This is a genomic window from Streptomyces sp. NPDC017676, from assembly GCF_044329325.1.
Lineage (GTDB): Bacteria > Actinomycetota > Actinomycetes > Streptomycetales > Streptomycetaceae > Streptomyces.
The window spans coordinates 71,208-88,954 of the sequence record NZ_JBIRJA010000007.1; the positions used below are offsets into that span (position 1 = coordinate 71,208).

The window sequence follows — 17,747 nt, forward strand, 5'->3', positions numbered from 1 at the left end:
GATGAACTTGTGATCGCCCTCTCCCTCGCCGAGATCGCAGCAGTCGTCGGCGGGCAGACGCACGACATACCGGATCCGTCCGTACAGGTCACGGGGCCGGTCGTCCGGGACTCCCGCGAGGTGGTGCCCGGCAGCCTGTTCGCCGCCTTCGTCGGCGAGCGCGTGGACGGCCACGACTACGCCCGGGCGGTGACCGAGGCGGGCGCGGTGGCCGTGCTGGCCTCCCGCCCGGTCGGCGTCCCCGCGATCGTCGTCGAGGACGTCCAGACGGCCCTCGGCGCTCTCGCCCGGCACGTCGTACGCCGGCTCGGCGCGACCCTCGTCGCCCTGACCGGCTCGGCCGGCAAGACCAGCACCAAGGACCTCATCGCCCAGGTGCTGCGGCGCAAGGCACCGACGGTGTTCACGCCCGGCTCGCTCAACAACGAGATCGGGCTGCCGCTGACCGCCCTGTCCGCCACCGAGGAGACACGGTTCCTCGTGCTGGAGATGGGCGCCCGGGGCATCGGGCACATCCGCTACCTCACCGGCCTCACCCCGCCGAGGATCGGCCTGGTGCTCAACGTCGGCAGCGCCCACATCGGCGAGTTCGGCGGACGTGAGCAGATCGCCCAGGCCAAGGGCGAACTCGTGGAGGCGCTTCCCCCGGCGGAGGAGGGCGGCGTGGCGATCCTCAACGCCGACGACCCGCTGGTGCGGGCCATGGCCTCCCGTACCAAGGCGAAGGTGGTCCTTTTCGGAGAGTCGGCCGAAGCGGACGTACGGGCCGAGAACGTACGACTCACGGACAGCGGACAGCCCTCCTTCAGGCTTCACACACCCTCCGGTGCAAGTGATCTGACGATGCGCCTGTACGGTGAGCACCACGTGTCGAACGCGCTCGCCGCGGCCGCCGTCGCCCATGAGCTGGGCATGTCCGCGGAAGAGATCGCCACCGCGCTCTCCGAGGCGGGCTCCCTCTCCCGCTGGCGCATGGAGGTCACCGAGCGCCCGGACGGCGTGACCATCGTCAACGACGCCTACAACGCCAACCCCGAGTCCATGCGGGCCGCCCTCAGGGCGCTCGCGGCCATGGGCAAGGGGTGCCGCACGTGGGCGGTGCTCGGCAAGATGGCCGAGCTGGGGGACGAGGCGCTCGCCGAGCACGACGCCGTCGGACGGCTCGCCGTCCGGCTCAACGTCAGCAAGCTCGTCGCCGTCGGGGGGATTGAGGCCTCCTGGCTGCAATTGGGCGCATATAACGAGGGTTCGTGGGGTGAGGAGTCGGTGCACGTGTCCGACGCACAGGCGGCGATCGACCTGTTGCGCAGCGAGTTGCGCCCGGGGGACGTCGTGCTCGTGAAGGCGTCCCGTTCGGTGGGTCTGGAGAGCGTCGCCCAGGCGCTCGTCGAGACCGGTGCCGAGGGTGAGGTTGCCGCCCGATGATGAAGCAGATCCTGTTCTCAGGAGTCATTGGCCTCTTCCTGACGCTGGTCGGCACCCCGCTGCTGATCAAGCTCCTCGCCCGCAAGGGCTACGGCCAGTACATCCGTGACGACGGCCCGCGCGAGCACGCCAGCAAGCGCGGTACGCCGACCATGGGCGGTATCGCCTTCATCCTGGCGACGATCGCCGCGTACTTCCTGAGCAAGCTCATCACCGGTTACCCGCCCACCTACTCCGGGCTGCTGGTCCTCGGCCTGATGTTCGGCATGGGCCTGGTCGGCTTCCTCGACGACTACATCAAGATCGTCAAGCGTCGCTCGCTGGGCCTGCGGGCCAAGGCCAAGATGGCCGGCCAGCTGATCGTCGGCATCGCCTTCGCCGTGCTGTCGCTGCAGTTCTCCGACGCCCGCGGCAACACCCCGGCCTCCACCAAGCTGTCGTTCATCACCGACTTCGGCTGGTCCATCGGCCCGGTGCTGTTCGTCGTCTGGGCCCTGTTCATGATCCTCGCCATGTCGAACGGCGTGAACCTCACCGACGGTCTGGACGGTCTGGCCACCGGCGCCTCCGTGCTCGTCTTCGGCGCCTACACGTTCATCGGCGTCTGGCAGTTCCAGGAGTCCTGCGCCAACGCGCAGACCCTCACCAACCCCGGCGCCTGCTACGAGGTGCGCGACCCGCTGGACCTGGCCGTGGTCGCCTCCGCGCTGATGGGTGCCTGCCTCGGCTTCCTGTGGTGGAACACCTCGCCGGCGAAGATCTTCATGGGCGACACCGGCTCGCTCGCCCTCGGCGGTGTCCTCACCGGCCTGGCCATCCTCTCCCGCACGGAGCTGCTGGTGGCCATCATGGGCGGTCTGTTCGTCCTCATCACCATGTCGGTCGTCATCCAGGTCGGCTCCTTCCGGCTCACCGGCAAGCGCGTCTTCCGGATGGCACCGCTCCAGCACCACTTCGAACTCAAGGGCTGGTCCGAAGTCCTGGTGGTGGTCCGGTTCTGGATCATCCAGGGCATCTGCGTGATCGTCGGACTGGGCCTCTTCTACGCGGGATGGGCAGCGGACAAGTGACCTCCTCGGTGCCTTCTGGGCCTTCCGACTTCCAGGGCAAGCGCGTCACCGTCGCCGGGCTCGGCGTCTCCGGCGTCCCGGCGGCGAAAGTGCTGCACGCGCGCGGGGCGGTCGTCACGGTCGTCAACGACGGCGACGACGCACGCGCGCGGGAACAGGCCGCGGAGCTGGAGGCGCTCGGCATCACCGTGCGCCTCGGCGACGGCGAGATCCTGCCGGAGGGCACCGAGCTGATCGTCACCGCGCCGGGCTGGAAGCCCGACAAGCCGCTGTTCCTCGCCGCGGAGAAGGCCGGCGTGCCGGTCTGGGGCGACGTGGAGCTGGCCTGGCGGCTGCGCGGCCCCCACGCGGCCCCGTGGCTGGCCGTGACGGGCACCAACGGCAAGACCACGACCGTCCAGATGCTCGCCTCCATCCTGAAGGCGGCGGGCCTGCGCACGGCCGCCGTGGGCAACATCGGCGTCTCCCTGCTGGACGCGGTCCTCGGCGAGGAGCGGTACGACGTGCTCGCCGTCGAGCTGTCCAGCTACCAGCTCCACTGGGCGCCCTCCCTGCGGGCGCACTCCGCGGTGGTCCTCAACCTCGCCCCGGACCATCTCGACTGGCACGGCTCCATGGAGGCGTACGCGCGCGACAAGGGCCGCATCTACGAGGGCAACAAGGTCGCCTGCGTCTACAACGTCGCCGACAAGGCCACCGAGGACCTCGTGCGCGAGGCCGACGTCGAAGAGGGCTGCCGGGCCATCGGATTCACCCTCGGCACGCCCGGGCCCTCCCAACTCGGCGTCGTGGACGGCATCCTGGTCGACCGTGCCTTCGTCGAGAACCGGCACGAGAACGCGCAGGAGTTGGCCGAGGTCTCCGACGTCGACCCGCCCGCGCCGCACAACATCGCCAACGCCCTTGCCGCCGCGGCCCTCGCCCGCGCCTTCGGAGTGCCCGCGAGCGCCGTACGGGACGGCCTGCGGGCCTTCCGCCCGGACGCCCACCGCATCGCGCACGTCGCCGACATCGACGGGGTGGCGTACGTGGACGACTCCAAGGCGACCAACACCCACGCCGCGGAAGCGTCATTGGCGTCATATGAACCGATCGTATGGATCGCGGGCGGTCTGGCGAAGGGCGCGACCTTCGACGAGCTGGTCGCCAGGTCGGCGAAGCGGCTGCGCGGTGTCGTCCTGATCGGTGCCGACCGCGCCCTGATCCGGGACGCCCTCGCGCGACACGCGCCGGAAGTACCCGTGGTCGACCTCGACCGGACCGACACTGGGGCGATGCTCCAGGCGGTGACGGAAGCGAAGCGGCTGGCTCAGCCCGGCGACACGGTGCTGCTGGCCCCGGCCTGTGCCTCCATGGACATGTTCACCAACTACAACCAGCGCGGTGACGCGTTCGCGGCGGCGGTCCGCGAACTCGGCGCCTGACCCCGGCCGCCTGCCGGGCGGATCTTGGGAGGGACGCGTGGGACGGTCGACGTTCAGCGGAGGCGCCGATGCCCAGTAGCCGTACCGGCCGGCCACCCGTGCAGCGGGCGTCCCGGCGCCCGCGGTCCACCGTTCCCCGGCCCCCGCGCGAGAACCCCGTACAACGGCTCTACACGCGGGCGCGCAGGGCCTGGGACCGGCCGCTGACCGCCTACTACCTGATCGTCGGCGGCAGTGTGCTGATCACCGTGCTGGGCCTGGTGATGGTCTACTCGGCCTCCCAGATCACCGCGCTCCAGCTCTCGCTGCCCGGGTCGTACTTCTTCCGCAAGCAGTTCCTCGCCGCACTCATCGGCGGCGCACTGCTGTTCGCCGCCTCCCGCATGCCGGTGAAACTGCACCGGGCGCTGGCCTACCCGATCCTCGCCGGCGCCGTCTTCCTGATGGCCCTGGTGCAGGTGCCCGGGATAGGGATGGCGGTCAACGGCAACCAGAACTGGATCTCCCTCGGCGGCTCCTTCCAGATCCAGCCCAGCGAGTTCGGCAAGCTGGCCCTGGTGCTGTGGGGCGCGGACCTGATCGCCCGCAAGCAGGAGAGGAAGCTGCTGACCCAGTGGAAGCACATGCTGGTGCCGCTGGTCCCGGTCGCGTTCCTGCTGCTCGGGCTGATCATGCTCGGCGGTGACATGGGCACCGCGATCATCCTCACGGCGATCCTCTTCGGCCTGCTCTGGCTGGCGGGCGCGCCGACCCGGCTGTTCGCGGGCGTGCTGTCCGTCGCCGGCCTGATCGGTGTGACGCTCATCAAGACGAGCCCCAACCGGATGGCCCGCCTCGCCTGCATCGGTGCCACCGAGCCCAAGGCCGGGGTCGCCGACTGCTGGCAGGCCGTGCACGGCATCTACGCGCTGGCCTCCGGCGGACTCTTCGGCTCCGGACTCGGCGCGAGTGTGGAAAAATGGGGCCAACTCCCGGAAGCCCACACCGACTTCATCTTCGCCGTCACCGGTGAGGAACTGGGCCTGGCGGGGACACTGTCGGTGCTCGCCCTGTTCGCGGCTCTAGGCTATGCGGGTATCCGCGTGGCCGGACGCACGGAGGACCCCTTCGTGAGGTACGCCGCGGGAGGCGTGACCACCTGGATCACCGCCCAGGCGGTGATCAACATCGGTGCGGTGCTCGGTCTGCTGCCGATCGCCGGTGTCCCCCTCCCGCTGTTCTCCTACGGAGGGTCCGCCCTGCTGCCGACCATGTTCGCCATCGGGCTGCTGATCGCCTTCGCGCGCGACGAGCCCGCTGCGCGGGCAGCGCTTGCGATGCGGCAACCTCGCTTTGGTAGAAAGCGGGCGGGAGGCTCCGGTGCCGAGCGGGGGCCTCGGAGATGGAACACGATGCGACGGCGTGCCTCGGCGGCGCGTTCGTCCGGAGAGCGGTGAATTTCGGTGCATGTCGTACTCGCCGGTGGAGGGACCGCCGGCCACATCGAGCCCGCGCTCGCCCTCGCGGACGCCCTGCGCAGGCAGGACCCGACCGTGGGGATCACGGCCCTGGGCACGGAGCGCGGCCTGGAGACCCGGCTCGTCCCGGAGCGCGGCTACGAGCTCGCGCTGATCCCGGCGGTGCCGCTGCCGCGCAAGCCCACCCCCGAGCTGATCACCGTCCCGGGCCGGCTGCGCGGCACGATCAAGGCCGCCGAGCAGATCCTGGAGCGCACCAAGGCGGACTGCGTGGTCGGCTTCGGCGGCTACGTCGCCCTGCCCGGCTATCTGGCCGCCAAGCGCCTCGGCGTGCCGATCGTGATCCACGAGGCCAACGCCCGACCGGGCCTGGCCAACAAGATCGGCTCGCGGTACGCGGCCCGGGTCGCCGTCTCCACCCCGGACAGCAAGCTGCGTGACGCCCGCTACATCGGCATCCCGCTGCGCCGCTCCATCGCCACGCTGGACCGCGCCGCCGTACGGCCCGAGGCCCGCCACCGCTTCGGCCTCGACCCCAACCTGCCCACGCTGCTCGTCTCCGGCGGCTCGCAGGGTGCCCGGCGGCTGAACGAGGTGACGCAGGCGGTCGCCCCGTGGCTCCAGCAGGCCGGTATCCAGATCCTGCACGCGGTCGGCCCGAAGAACGAACTGCCGCAGGTCCACCAGATGCCGGGAATGCCCCCCTATATCCCGGTAAGTTACCTGGACCGGATGGACCTCGCGTACGCGGCGGCCGACATGATGCTCTGCCGCGCGGGCGCGATGACCGTCGCCGAACTCTCCGCCGTCGGACTCCCGGCCGCCTACGTCCCGCTGCCCATCGGCAACGGCGAACAGCGGCTCAACGCCCAGCCGGTGGTCAAGGCCGGCGGCGGGCTCCTGGTCGACGACGCGGACCTGACCCCCGAGTGGGTGCAGCAGAACGTGCTGCCCGTGCTCGCCGACCCGCACCGGCTGTACGAGATGTCCCGCGCGGCGAGCGAGTTCGGCCGCCGGGACGCCGACGACCTGCTCGTCGGCATGGTGTACGAGGCGATCGCCTCGCGCCGGTAGGACCGTATGACGAAAGGGCAGTGAGCAGCGTGGCCGGACCCTCCACCGCCGAGCGCGGTGAACGCCAGCAGGAGTCGTCCGGCCCGCCGCCCGCCCGAGGGCTCCATCGGCGGCGCCTTCGTGCGATCGTCGCCCTCGTCGCCCTCCTCGTGCTCCTCGGGGGCGGTTCCGCCTGGGCGCTGTACGGCTCCACATGGCTGCGCGTCGAGCACGTCTCGGTGTCGGGCACGCGTGTGCTGACCCCGGCCGAGGTGCGTGAGGCGGCGGCCGTGCCGGTCGGAAAACCGATGATTTCCGCCGACACGGGTGCGATCGCAGCCCGACTTCGCCGGAAATTGCCCCGAATTGACACCGTAGACGTGGTTCGTTCCTGGCCGCATGGAATCGGCCTGGAAGTGATTGAGCGCACTCCGGTGCTGTTGATCCGAAAGGGCGCGAACTTCGTCGAGGTCGATGACGACGGTGTCCGGTTCGCCACGGTCGCGCAGGCGCCGGACGGCGTTCCGACGCTGGAGCTGTCCGCTTCCCGGACGGGTCCGGGTGCCGCCAGCTTCCGGCGCTTCGGCGCCGACCGGCTGGTGCGCGAGGCGGTCCGGGTCGCGGGGGACCTGCCGGCCGCCGTGGCGAAGACCGCCCGGTCCGTCCGCGTGCGCACCTACGACGACATCTCGCTGGAGTTGGCCGACGGCCGCACCGTCGCGTGGGGCAGCGACGAACAGGGCCGCGCCAAGGCACGGGCCCTCACGGCTCTCATGAAAGCATCTCCCGGCGCGCGGCACTTCGATGTCAGCGTCCCCATCGCCCCTGCGTCATCGGGGAGTTGACGCACATCAGCGCAGGCCAGCACCCTGGTTGGGCACTGCTACGGCTGATCACATAGGGTGAAAAGAAAAACGGGAGGTTCGGCGTGTTCGTTGAACGGGCGCCACTTGTCGACTTAGTGTCCTGTTCAGAAGACTCCAGGGAACAGACACACTGGTAACCCTAAACTTCAGGGTTAGGGTTCGGGTCGGCGCTACGGACCGTCCCATTCGGCATCCGTCGTCCCGGCGCGGGGCACCGCACGGCGGCGACAACGTAATTCGAGGCGAGAGGCCTTCGACGTGGCAGCACCGCAGAACTACCTCGCAGTCATCAAGGTCATCGGTGTCGGCGGCGGTGGTGTCAATGCCATCAACCGGATGATCGAGGTCGGTCTCAAGGGCGTCGAGTTCATCGCCATCAACACCGACGCACAGGCGCTGTTGATGAGCGACGCCGACGTCAAGCTCGACGTCGGCCGCGAACTCACCCGCGGACTCGGCGCCGGAGCCAACCCGGCCGTCGGCCGCAAGGCCGCCGAGGACCACCGCGAGGAGATCGAGGAGGTCCTCAAGGGGGCCGACATGGTCTTCGTGACGGCCGGTGAAGGCGGCGGCACCGGCACCGGCGGCGCGCCCGTCGTGGCCAACATCGCGCGCTCGCTCGGCGCCCTCACCATCGGCGTGGTCACCCGCCCGTTCACCTTCGAGGGACGGCGCCGCGCGAACCAGGCCGAGGACGGCATCGCCGAACTCCGCGAAGAGGTCGACACCCTCATCGTCATCCCGAACGACCGGCTGCTGTCCATCTCGGACCGCCAGGTCTCGGTCCTGGACGCCTTCAAGTCCGCTGACCAGGTCCTGCTCTCCGGTGTTCAGGGCATCACCGACCTCATCACCACCCCCGGCCTGATCAACCTCGACTTCGCCGACGTCAAGTCGGTCATGTCCGAGGCCGGTTCGGCCCTCATGGGCATCGGCTCGGCCCGCGGCGACGACCGCGCGGTGGCCGCGGCCGAGATGGCGATCTCCTCGCCGCTGCTGGAGGCGTCCATCGACGGCGCCCGGGGCGTGCTGCTCTCCATCTCCGGCGGCTCCGACCTCGGCCTGTTCGAGATCAACGAGGCCGCCCAGCTGGTCAGCGAGGCCGCCCACCCCGAGGCCAACATCATCTTCGGCGCGGTCATCGACGACGCCCTCGGCGACGAGGTCCGGGTCACCGTGATCGCGGCCGGCTTCGACGGCGGTCAGCCCCCGGCCCGCCGGGACAACGTCCTCGGCACGGCCTCCGCCGGCTCCGCCCCCGCCCGCCGCGAGGAGCCCGCTCCGGCCCGGCCGAGCGAGCCGAGCCGTCCGTCCTTCGGCTCGCTGGGCAGCGTCAAGCCGAAGGAGGAGCCGGAGCCGGCGCCCGAGCCGGTGGCCGAGATCCCGGTCGCCCCGCCGGTGACGCCGGCGCCCCGGACCTACTCGGACAGCGCGGCCGAGGAGCTGGACGTCCCGGACTTCCTCAAGTGATAGGACAGCGCGAGAGCGTGAGCGGCGCGCACTTCGCCTTCACCGACCGGTGGGGCGGGGTGAGCGCCGCTCCGTATGAGGAGCTGAACCTCGGCGGCGCGGTCGGCGACGCGCCCGAGGCGGTACGGGGCAACCGGGAGCTGGCGGCCAAGTCGCTGGGCCTGGACCCCGGCCGGGTCGTCTGGATGAACCAGGTGCACGGCGCCGACGTCGCCGTGGTGGACGAGCCGTGGGGCGAGAAGCCGGTGCCGGAGGTCGACGCGATCGTCACCGCCCGGCGCGGGCTCGCCCTCGCCGTCCTCACCGCCGACTGCGTGCCGGTGCTGCTGGCCGACCCCGTCGCCGGGATCGTCGCGGCGGCCCACGCCGGCCGGCCCGGCATGGTCAAGGGGGTCGTCCCCGCCGCCGTACGCGCCATGGTCGGACTCGGTGCCGAGGCGCGCCGGATCGTCGCCCGCACCGGCCCGTCCGTGTGCGGCCGGTGCTACGAGGTGCCGGAGGCGATGCGCGCCGAGGTGGCCGCCGTCGTGCCGGCGGCGCACGCCGAAACGAGCTGGGGCACGCCGGCGCTCGACGTGAGCGCCGGGGTGCACGCGCAGCTCGACCGGCTCGGGGTGTGCGACCGGGCGCAGGCGCCGGTGTGCACGCTGGAGTCGGACGACCACTTCTCGTACCGCCGCGACCGCGCCACCGGGCGGCTCGCGGGCTATGTCTGGCTGGACTGATGGGGCATGACGGACCGTAAGACCGAACTCGCCGCGAACCTGGCGAAGGTGGAGGAGCGCATCGCCGCCGCGTGCGCGGCGGCCGGGCGCGCGCGGGAGGAGGTGACCCTGATCGTGGTCACCAAGACCTACCCGGCGAGCGATGTGCGGATCCTGTCGGAACTCGGTGTGCGCCATGTCGCCGAGAACCGCGACCAGGACGCGGCCCCGAAGGCAGCGGCTTGCGCGGATCTGCCCCTGAAGTGGCACTTTGTCGGTCAGTTGCAGACCAACAAGGTGCGTTCCGTGGTCGGTTACGCCGATGTCGTGCAGTCCGTCGACCGTTCCCGGCTCGTCGCCGCGCTGTCGAAGGAGGCGGTGCGGGCGGAGCGCGAGGTGGGCTGTCTCATCCAGGTCGCGTTCGACGCCGGCGCGAGCGGCAGGGGCGACCGCGGTGGCGTGGCCCCGGAAGGAATCGAAGAGTTGGCCGACCTCGTCGCCGAGGCGCCCGGGCTGCGGCTCGACGGACTGATGACCGTCGCTCCGCTCACCGGGGAGTACGCGGGACGCGAACAGGCGGCGTTCGAGCGCCTGGTGGTTTTGTCGACTGACCTGCGCCGAGCCCATCCGGCTGCAACCATGGTGTCGGCAGGGATGAGCGCGGACCTCGAACAGGCCGTGGCCGCCGGGGCGACACATGTGCGCGTCGGCACCGCGGTACTCGGAGTCCGCCCCAGGCTCGGGTAACGTCGCCAGGAAGTCGGACCACAGCAGAAAATATGGTCAGTGCGCGCCAAGGCGGGCACAACGACCACGTGGATCGCGGGCATTTGGCAGTCGTCAGTCGATCCACCACAGAGCGGAGGACTCAGAGCATGGCCGGCGCGATGCGCAAGATGGCGGTCTACCTCGGCCTCGTGGAGGACGATGGGTACGACGGCCGCGGATTCGACCCCGACGACGACTTCGAGCCCGAGTTGGACCCGGAGCCCGAGCGGGACCATCGACGGCACGAGCCGTCGCACCAGTCGCACGGTGCACATCAGTCCCAAAGGGACGAAGAGGTGCGAATCGTACAACCGCCCGCGCCTCGCGAACCGGTGGCCCGTTCGACTTCGCTCGCCGCGGAATCCGGACGCCCGGCGCGGATCGCGCCCGTGGCATCCATCACACAAGAACGTCAGTCCCTGGAGAAGAACGCGCCGGTGATCATGCCCAAGGTCGTGTCGGAACGAGAGCCTTACCGGATCACCACGCTTCACCCGCGGACCTACAACGAGGCCCGTACCATCGGGGAACACTTCCGTGAGGGCACCCCGGTGATCATGAATCTGACTGAGATGGATGACACAGACGCCAAGCGACTTGTCGACTTTGCGGCCGGTTTGGTGTTTGGTCTTCACGGCAGCATCGAGCGGGTGACGCAGAAGGTGTTCCTGTTGTCTCCTGCTAACGTCGATGTCACGGCGGAGGACAAGGCCCGCATCGCAGAGGGCGGGTTCTTCAACCAGAGCTGAGACGTATGACCGGATCGAAGCACGGAAGAGCACGGAACAGGGGAGAGGGAACCACAGGCCATGAGCGTGTTCGCGCAGGTGATCTACATCGCGCTGATGGTGTTCCTCGTCGTGCTCATCTTCCGGCTGGTCATGGACTACGTTTTCCAGTTCGCCCGCTCGTGGCAACCCGGCAAGGCGATGGTGGTCGTACTGGAGGCCACCTACACTGTCACCGATCCACCGCTGAAGCTTCTGCGGCGGTTCATCCCGCCGCTGCGTCTCGGGGGCGTGGCGCTCGACCTGTCCTTCTTCGTACTGATGATCATCGTCTACATTCTCATCTCCATCGCGCAGAGCTTCGTGAGATGAGGGTGGGGACGATCCGGTCTTGCCGACTGCCGATGACTACGTTGAGGTGAAGAGATGCCGTTGACCCCCGAGGACGTGCGGAACAAGCAGTTCACGACCGTCCGCCTCCGAGAAGGCTATGACGAGGACGAGGTCGATGCCTTCCTCGACGAGGTCGAAGCCGAACTGACCCGTCTGCTCCGCGAGAACGAGGACCTGCGCGCCAAGCTGGCCGCGGCCACCCGCGCCGCCGCGCAGAACCAGCAGAACGCGCGCAAGCCCCCGGAGCAGGACCAGCAGCAGCACCAGCAGCAGGGCATGCGGGGTCCCGGCGCTCCGGTGCCCGCCGGGATATCGGGCCCGCCGCAGCAGCAGATGGGTGGCCCCATGGGTGGTCCGCCCCAGCTGCCGAGCGGTGCCCCGCAGCTGCCCGCCGGCCCCGGCGGTCAGGGCGGCCCGCAGGGTCCCGGCCCGATGGGCCAGGGTCCGATGGGTCAGGGTCCGATGGGCGGCCAGCCGCCCATGCAGCAGCAGATGGGCGGCCCGATGGGCGGTCCCATGGGTGGCCCCATGGGCGGTCCGATGGGCGGCCCCGGTCAGGGCCCCGGTGGCGACAGCGCCGCCCGTGTCCTCTCGCTGGCCCAGCAGACCGCCGACCAGGCGATCGCCGAGGCCCGCTCCGAGGCCAACAAGATCGTCGGCGAGGCCCGCAGCCGCGCCGAGGGTCTGGAGCGTGACGCCCGTGCCAAGGCCGACGCCCTGGAGCGGGACGCGCAGGAGAAGCACCGCGTCGCCATGGGCTCCCTGGAGTCCGCCCGCGCGACGCTGGAGCGCAAGGTCGAGGACCTGCGCGGCTTCGAGCGCGAGTACCGCACGCGCCTGAAGTCGTACCTGGAGTCGCAGCTCCGTCAGCTGGAGACGCAGGCCGACGACTCGCTGGCCCCGCCGCGCACCCCGGCCACCGCGTCCCTGCCGCCGTCCCCGGCGCCCTCCATGGCCCCGGCCGGCGCCGGCGCCCCGTCCTACGGCGGCAACCAGACGATGGGCGGCAACCCCTCGCCGTCCGGCCCGTCCTACGGCGGTCAGCAGCAGATGACCCCGGCCATGACCCAGCCCATGGCCCCGGTCCGCCCGCAGGGCCCGTCCCCGATGGGTCAGGCTCCCTCGCCGATGCGTGGGTTCCTGATCGACGAGGACGACAACTGAGCACCGGGCACCAGTACGACAACGGCGTCGGCAGCGTCTGATAGGGCGGGCCCCCTGGACTTCGGTCCTGGGGGCCCGCCCTTTTCACGCGGGTTGCGTGCGGACGGAACCGTGCAGGAAGGGCCCGGCCTCCCCGAGGGAGGCCGGGCCCTTCGCGGACCGCTCGGCGCTTACGCCTTGCGCAGCCGGAACGTGAGGGACAGCCCCTCGTCGGTGAACGGCTCGCCGAAGCTGTCGTCGGCCTCGCCCTGCCCGAAGTCGGTCGACAGGACCTCGTCGGCGATCAGCCCCGCGTGCTCGGCGAGGGCCGCCACCACGGCCGGGTCCGTGGAGGTCCAGCGCAGCGCGATCCGGTCGGCGACGTCCAGCCCGCTGTTCTTGCGGGCCTCCTGGATCAGCCGGATCGCGTCACGGGCCAGGCCCGCCTGCCGCAGCTCCTCGGTGATCTCCAGGTCCAGCGCCACCGTGGCGCCCGAGTCGGAGGCCACCGACCAGCCCTCGCGCGGGGTCTCCGTGATGATCACCTCATCGGGGGCGAGGGTGACCGTCTCACCGTCGACCTCCACGGAGGCCGTGCCCTCACGCAGGGCGAGGGACAGCGCGGCGGCGTCGGCGGCGGCGATCGCCTTCGCCACGTCCTGCACCCGCTTGCCGAACCGCTTGCCGAGCGCCCGGAAGTTGGCCTTCGCGGTCGTGTCGACCAGGCTGCCGCCGACCTCGCTGAGCGACGCCAGTCCCTCGACGTTCAGCTCCTCCGTGATCTGCGCGTGCAGCTCCCGGTCCAGGGCCTCGAACCCGGCCGCCGCGATCAGCGCCCGGGACAGCGGCTGACGCGTCTTGACACCGGACTCCGCGCGCGTGGCGCGGCCCAGCTCCACCAGCCGGCGGACGAGGACCATCTGCTTCGACAGCTCCGGGTCGATCGCCGACAGGTCCGCCTCCGGCCAGGTGGCCAGGTGCACGGACTCCGGCGCGCCCGGGGTGACCGGAACGACCAGGTCCTGCCACACCCGCTCGGTGATGAACGGGGTGATCGGCGCCATCAGCTTGGTGACCGTCTCCAGCACCTCGTGCAGCGTGCGCAGCGCGGCCTTGTCGCCCTGCCAGAAGCGGCGGCGGGAACGGCGGACGTACCAGTTCGACAGGTCGTCGACGAACGCGGACAGCAGCTTGCCGGCGCGCTGGGTGTCGTACGCCTCCAGCGCCTGCGTCACCTGGTCGGTGAGCGCGTGCAGCTCGGAGAGCAGCCAGCGGTCCAGCACCGGACGCTCGGCCGGCGCCGGGTCCGCCGCGGACGGCGCCCAGTTCGACGTACGGGCGTACAGGGCCTGGAAGGCGACCGTGTTCCAGTAGGTCAGCAGCGTCTTGCGGACGACCTCCTGGATGGTGCCGTGGCCCACCCGGCGGGCGGCCCACGGGGAGCCGCCGGCCGCCATGAACCAGCGCACCGCGTCCGCGCCGTGCTGGTCCATGAGCGGGATCGGCTGCAGGATGTTGCCCAGGTGCTTGGACATCTTGCGGCCGTCCTCGGCCAGGATGTGGCCCAGGCATACGACGTTCTCGTACGACGACTTGTCGAAGACGAGCGTGCCGACGGCCATCAGCGTGTAGAACCAGCCACGGGTCTGGTCGATCGCCTCGGAGATGAACTGCGCCGGGTACCGGCTCTCGAACAGCTCCTTGTTCTTGTACGGGTAGCCCCACTGCGCGAACGGCATCGAGCCCGAGTCGTACCAGGCGTCGATGACCTCCGGCACGCGCGTGGCCGTCGCGCCGCAGCCCTCGTGCGGGCAGGCGAAGGTGACCTCGTCGATGTACGGGCGGTGCGGGTCGAGGCCCGACTGGTCGGTGCCGGTCAGCTCGCTCAGCTCGGTGAGGGAGCCGACACAGGTGAGGTGCTCCTCCTCGCAGCGCCAGATCGGCAGCGGGGTGCCCCAGTAGCGGTTGCGGGACAGCGCCCAGTCGATGTTGTTGTTCAGCCAGTCGCCGTACCGGCCGTGCTTGACCGTCTCCGGGAACCAGTTGGTCTTCTCGTTCTCCTGGATGAGCCGGTCCTTGATGGCCGTCGTGCGGATGTACCAGGAGGGCTGCGCGTAGTAGAGCAGCGCGGTGTGGCAGCGCCAGCAGTGCGGGTAGCTGTGTTCGTACGGCAGGTGCTTGAACAGCAGGCCGCGCTGGTTCAGGTCGTCGGTGAGCTTTTCGTCCGCCTTCTTGAAGAAGACGCCGCCGACCAGCGGGACGCCCTCGTCGAAGGTGCCGTCCGGGCGGACCGGGTTCACGACCGGCAGGCCGTAGGAGCGGCAGACCTTGAGGTCGTCCTCACCGAAGGCCGGGGACTGGTGCACCAGACCCGTACCGTCGTCGGTGGTGACGTACTCGGCGTTCACGACGAAGTGCGCCGGCTCCGGGAACTCCACCAGCTCGAACGGACGTTGATACGTCCAGCGCTCCATCTCGGCGCCGGTGAAGGTCTGGCCCGTGGTCTCCCAGCCCTCGCCGAGCGCCTTGGCGACGAGCGGCTCGGCGACGACGAGCTTCTCCTCGCCGTCGGTGGCGACCACGTAGGTCACCTCCGGGTGCGCGGCGACCGCCGTGTTGGACACCAGGGTCCAGGGGGTCGTCGTCCACACCAGGAGCGCCGCCTGGCCGGCGAGCGGACCGGAGGTGAGCGGGAAACGGACGTACACCGACGGGTCGACGACCGTCTCGTAGCCCTGTGCCAGCTCGTGGTCGGACAGGCCGGTGCCGCAGCGCGGGCACCAGGGGGCGACCCGGTAGTCCTGGGTGAGGAGACCCTTGTCGAAGATCTGCTTCAGCGACCACCACACCGACTGCACGTAGTCGGGGTCCATGGTCCGGTAGGCGTCGTCCAGGTCGACCCAGTAGCCCATGCGGGTCGTCAGCTCGGTGAACGCGTCGGTGTGCCGGGTCACGGACTCGCGGCACTTGGCGTTGAACTCGGCGATGCCGTACGCCTCGATGTCCGGCTTGCCGGAGAAGCCCAGCTCCTTCTCGACGGCCAGCTCGACGGGCAGGCCGTGGCAGTCCCAGCCGGCCTTGCGGGCCACGTGGTAGCCGCGCATGGTGCGGAAGCGGGGGAAGACGTCCTTGAAGACGCGGGCCTCGATGTGGTGGGCGCCGGGCATGCCGTTCGCGGTGGGCGGGCCCTCGTAGAACACCCATTCCGGGCGGCCCTCGGACTGCTCCAGGCTCTTGGCGAAGATCTTCTGCTCGCGCCAGAAGTCGAGCACGGCGTGCTCAAGAGCGGGCAGGTCGACCTGTGCGGGCACCTGGCGGTACGTCGGCGCTGTCATCTGCGAGCATCCTCCAACGGACTTGCTGCCTTCCGTCGGAGGGACGAGAGCCTTCGTTCCTGTCTACGCCGTGTGCGGCGCGCTCCCGCGGTACCACCCTCCTTGGCTCTCCGCCGCGTCGTACGCGCCGGTGAGCCCCCTCATTGGGGTCGCGAAGCCGGTTCTACTCGCCGCCGCCCTGCGGCTGCGGCTTTCTTCCGGCGGCTCCGGGGTGATCTTCACGTCGCGCTCGCCCCCGGGCTCACACCGTCCCCGGGTCGCTCTGGGCTGCGTACGCCGCTACTCGTCCCCATCCACGCTTCTCGCTCCGCCCAGTGTACGGCTCCGCGCGGACAGCGGCGGACCGGTTTTCCGCGCGGCGGGAGCGGGGCCCGCCGGCCGGGCCGTATGACCCGAATGGCGAGGGGAGCGGGCGCCGGGGTCGGTGCGGGTCCGGTCCGGCGGATTACCCGGCGGGGAGCTGGGCACAACGGATGCATGCCCGTGGCTCGGGGGTGCGGGCGGGCGAATCGGGCGGTGTGCCCCGTTGCCGCGGGACTCAAGTCGATTTATCGTCCCAGCACGATTCGCGTGCAAGATCACAATATGTGAAGGGGCCGCGGCCATGGTGGCGAAGAAGACCGCCGTACAGCAGCCGGCGACCGGGAAGACCGGCGCGAGGCCTGCCACCACGAAGACGGCCCCGGGCAGGACGGCCGCCACGAAGACGGCTGCCAGGAATCCGGTGGCCGAGAAGGCGGCGCCCGTCAGGGCGACTGCCACGAAGAGCGCTGCGAAGACCGGTGCCACGAAGGCCGCTGCCGCGAAGGCGGTGGCTGCCAAGGGGGTCGTCGGCACGGAACCGGCCGCTCCGGGGAAGATCGCGAAGAAGACGGCTGAGAAGAAGACGGGCGAGGAGAAGGCTGCCGAGAAGAAGGCCGCTGGGAAGAAGACCGCTGCGAGGAAGGCGGCGGTGAAGGAAACTGCCGACAAAGCGGCCGTGAAGGAGGTCGTGGGCACCAAGGCGGTCGCCAAGAAGTCGGCCACCAGGGTGACGGCGGCTGACAGGACGGCCGCCGGCAGGACGGTCAACAAGAAGCCGGCCGCGAAGGAGGCCGTGAAGGAGGCGGCCGGGAAGACGGCCGTGACGGAGAAGGCCGCGCTGAAGAAGACGGCCACGAAGAGGTCGGCCGCCCGGCAGACGCCCGCGGCGGAGAAGTCGGCGATGAGGGAAACGGCCGCCAAGAAGGCGGCGGCCGAGGAAACGGCCGGCAAGGAAACGGCCGCCGAAGAGGCGGTCGGGAAGAAGGCCGTCGCCAAGAAGGCCGCCCCCCGGAAGGCCGCCGCCGACAAGGCCGCGGTGAAGGAGACGGCTGACAAGAGCACGACCAAGGACGCGGGCGCGGCGCGGGCCGCGAAGCAGACGGGAGCCACGACGGTGGTTGCGAAGAAGACTCCTGGCACGGCCACGGCGGAACAGACCGCCGTTCCCAAGGCGCGGCTCGGCGCGGTGGAGCCCGGCGAACTGGCGGTACGCCCCGGCGAGGATCCCTGGACCGCGGAAGAGGTCGACGAGGCCCGCGCGGAGCTGCAGTCCGAGCTGGAGCGGCTGCGGGAGGAGATCAGCTCGTCCGAGGCGTCCCTGGTCGGCCTGATGCGGGACTCCGGGGACGGCGCCGGCGACGACCAGGCCGACACGGGCACCAAGAACATCACGCGCGAGCACGAGCTGGCGCTGGCCGCCAACGCGCGCGAGATGCTCACCCAGACCGAGCGCGCCCTGGAACGGCTCGACGCGGGCACCTACGGCCTGTGCGAGAACTGCGGCAACCCCATCGGGAAGGCCCGGATGCAGGCGTTTCCGAGGGCCACGCTGTGCGTGGAGTGCAAGCAGAAGCAGGAACGCCGCTCCTGAGCGTGAGGGGCCCTCAA

Annotated in this window: 14 protein-coding genes; 13 read left to right on the plus strand and 1 reads right to left on the minus strand. The window is 70.5% G+C overall.

Annotation, left to right across the window (positions count from 1 at the left end; translation table 11 throughout):
• The first annotated feature begins 9 nt into the window (after positions 1 to 9).
• From murF to ACH4LD_RS16680, 12 genes are all read left to right on the plus strand, one after another.
• Complete coding sequence (gene murF, locus ACH4LD_RS16625) at positions 10 to 1,425, plus strand: UDP-N-acetylmuramoyl-tripeptide--D-alanyl-D-alanine ligase (protein WP_398058573.1); 1,416 nt, start codon at positions 10 to 12, stop codon at positions 1,423 to 1,425.
• Positions 1,425 to 2,495 carry a phospho-N-acetylmuramoyl-pentapeptide-transferase gene (gene mraY / locus ACH4LD_RS16630; RefSeq protein WP_132784195.1) on the plus strand — a complete coding sequence of 357 codons (1,071 nt, stop codon included), beginning with the start codon at positions 1,425 to 1,427 and terminating at the stop codon, positions 2,493 to 2,495. The genes murF and mraY overlap by 1 nt, the downstream gene beginning before the upstream one ends.
• Positions 2,477 to 3,919, plus strand: a complete 1,443-nt coding sequence (gene murD / locus ACH4LD_RS16635) for a UDP-N-acetylmuramoyl-L-alanine--D-glutamate ligase (protein ID WP_398058572.1) — start codon at positions 2,477 to 2,479, stop codon at positions 3,917 to 3,919. Before mraY ends, murD begins: the two co-directional genes overlap by 19 nt.
• A gap of 68 nt (positions 3,920 to 3,987) precedes the next feature.
• Positions 3,988 to 5,355 (plus strand): putative lipid II flippase FtsW, encoded by a 1,368-nt coding sequence (gene ftsW, locus ACH4LD_RS16640; RefSeq protein WP_132783878.1) that lies wholly within the window; start codon positions 3,988 to 3,990, stop codon positions 5,353 to 5,355.
• Positions 5,356 to 5,361: 6 nt separating this feature from the next.
• Positions 5,362 to 6,450, plus strand: a complete 1,089-nt coding sequence (murG, locus tag ACH4LD_RS16645) for an undecaprenyldiphospho-muramoylpentapeptide beta-N-acetylglucosaminyltransferase (RefSeq protein ID WP_014672168.1) — start codon at positions 5,362 to 5,364, stop codon at positions 6,448 to 6,450.
• Positions 6,451 to 6,479: 29 nt separating this feature from the next.
• The gene (locus ACH4LD_RS16650; RefSeq protein ID WP_398058618.1) at positions 6,480 to 7,274 is read left to right on the plus strand and encodes a cell division protein FtsQ/DivIB; all 795 of its coding nucleotides are present in this window, start codon (positions 6,480 to 6,482) and stop codon (positions 7,272 to 7,274) included.
• 279 nt (positions 7,275 to 7,553) lie between these two features.
• Positions 7,554 to 8,765, plus strand: a complete 1,212-nt coding sequence (ftsZ, locus tag ACH4LD_RS16655; RefSeq protein ID WP_103815240.1) for a cell division protein FtsZ — start codon at positions 7,554 to 7,556, stop codon at positions 8,763 to 8,765.
• The gene (gene pgeF, locus ACH4LD_RS16660; protein ID WP_398058571.1) at positions 8,762 to 9,490 is read left to right on the plus strand and encodes a peptidoglycan editing factor PgeF; all 729 of its coding nucleotides are present in this window, start codon (positions 8,762 to 8,764) and stop codon (positions 9,488 to 9,490) included. The genes ftsZ and pgeF overlap by 4 nt, the downstream gene beginning before the upstream one ends.
• Positions 9,491 to 9,496: 6 nt before the next feature.
• The gene (locus tag ACH4LD_RS16665) at positions 9,497 to 10,216 is read left to right on the plus strand and encodes a YggS family pyridoxal phosphate-dependent enzyme (protein ID WP_132783881.1); all 720 of its coding nucleotides are present in this window, start codon (positions 9,497 to 9,499) and stop codon (positions 10,214 to 10,216) included.
• Between the two features lie 128 nt (positions 10,217 to 10,344).
• On the plus strand, positions 10,345 to 10,986 hold the full coding sequence (locus ACH4LD_RS16670; protein ID WP_030642042.1) for a cell division protein SepF: 642 nt from the start codon (positions 10,345 to 10,347) through the stop codon (positions 10,984 to 10,986).
• 60 nt (positions 10,987 to 11,046) lie between these two features.
• Positions 11,047 to 11,337: a YggT family protein gene (locus tag ACH4LD_RS16675; RefSeq protein WP_059248823.1), complete on the plus strand. Its 291-nt coding sequence runs from the start codon at positions 11,047 to 11,049 to the stop codon at positions 11,335 to 11,337.
• A 54-nt stretch (positions 11,338 to 11,391) separates the two neighbouring features.
• Positions 11,392 to 12,522: a DivIVA domain-containing protein gene (locus tag ACH4LD_RS16680; protein WP_181140583.1), complete on the plus strand. Its 1,131-nt coding sequence runs from the start codon at positions 11,392 to 11,394 to the stop codon at positions 12,520 to 12,522.
• A gap of 170 nt (positions 12,523 to 12,692) precedes the next feature.
• Here the strand turns inward: ACH4LD_RS16680 and ileS are convergent, their stop codons facing one another.
• Entirely contained in the window at positions 12,693 to 15,836 is a 3,144-nt protein-coding gene (gene ileS, locus ACH4LD_RS16685) for an isoleucine--tRNA ligase (RefSeq protein WP_398058570.1), read from the minus strand.
• A 604-nt stretch (positions 15,837 to 16,440) separates the two neighbouring features.
• Between ileS and ACH4LD_RS16690 the strand changes: the two genes are divergently transcribed.
• Positions 16,441 to 17,730, plus strand: a complete 1,290-nt coding sequence (locus ACH4LD_RS16690) for a histone H1-like repetitive region-containing protein (protein ID WP_398058569.1) — start codon at positions 16,441 to 16,443, stop codon at positions 17,728 to 17,730.
• Positions 17,731 to 17,747 lie beyond the last annotated feature (17 nt).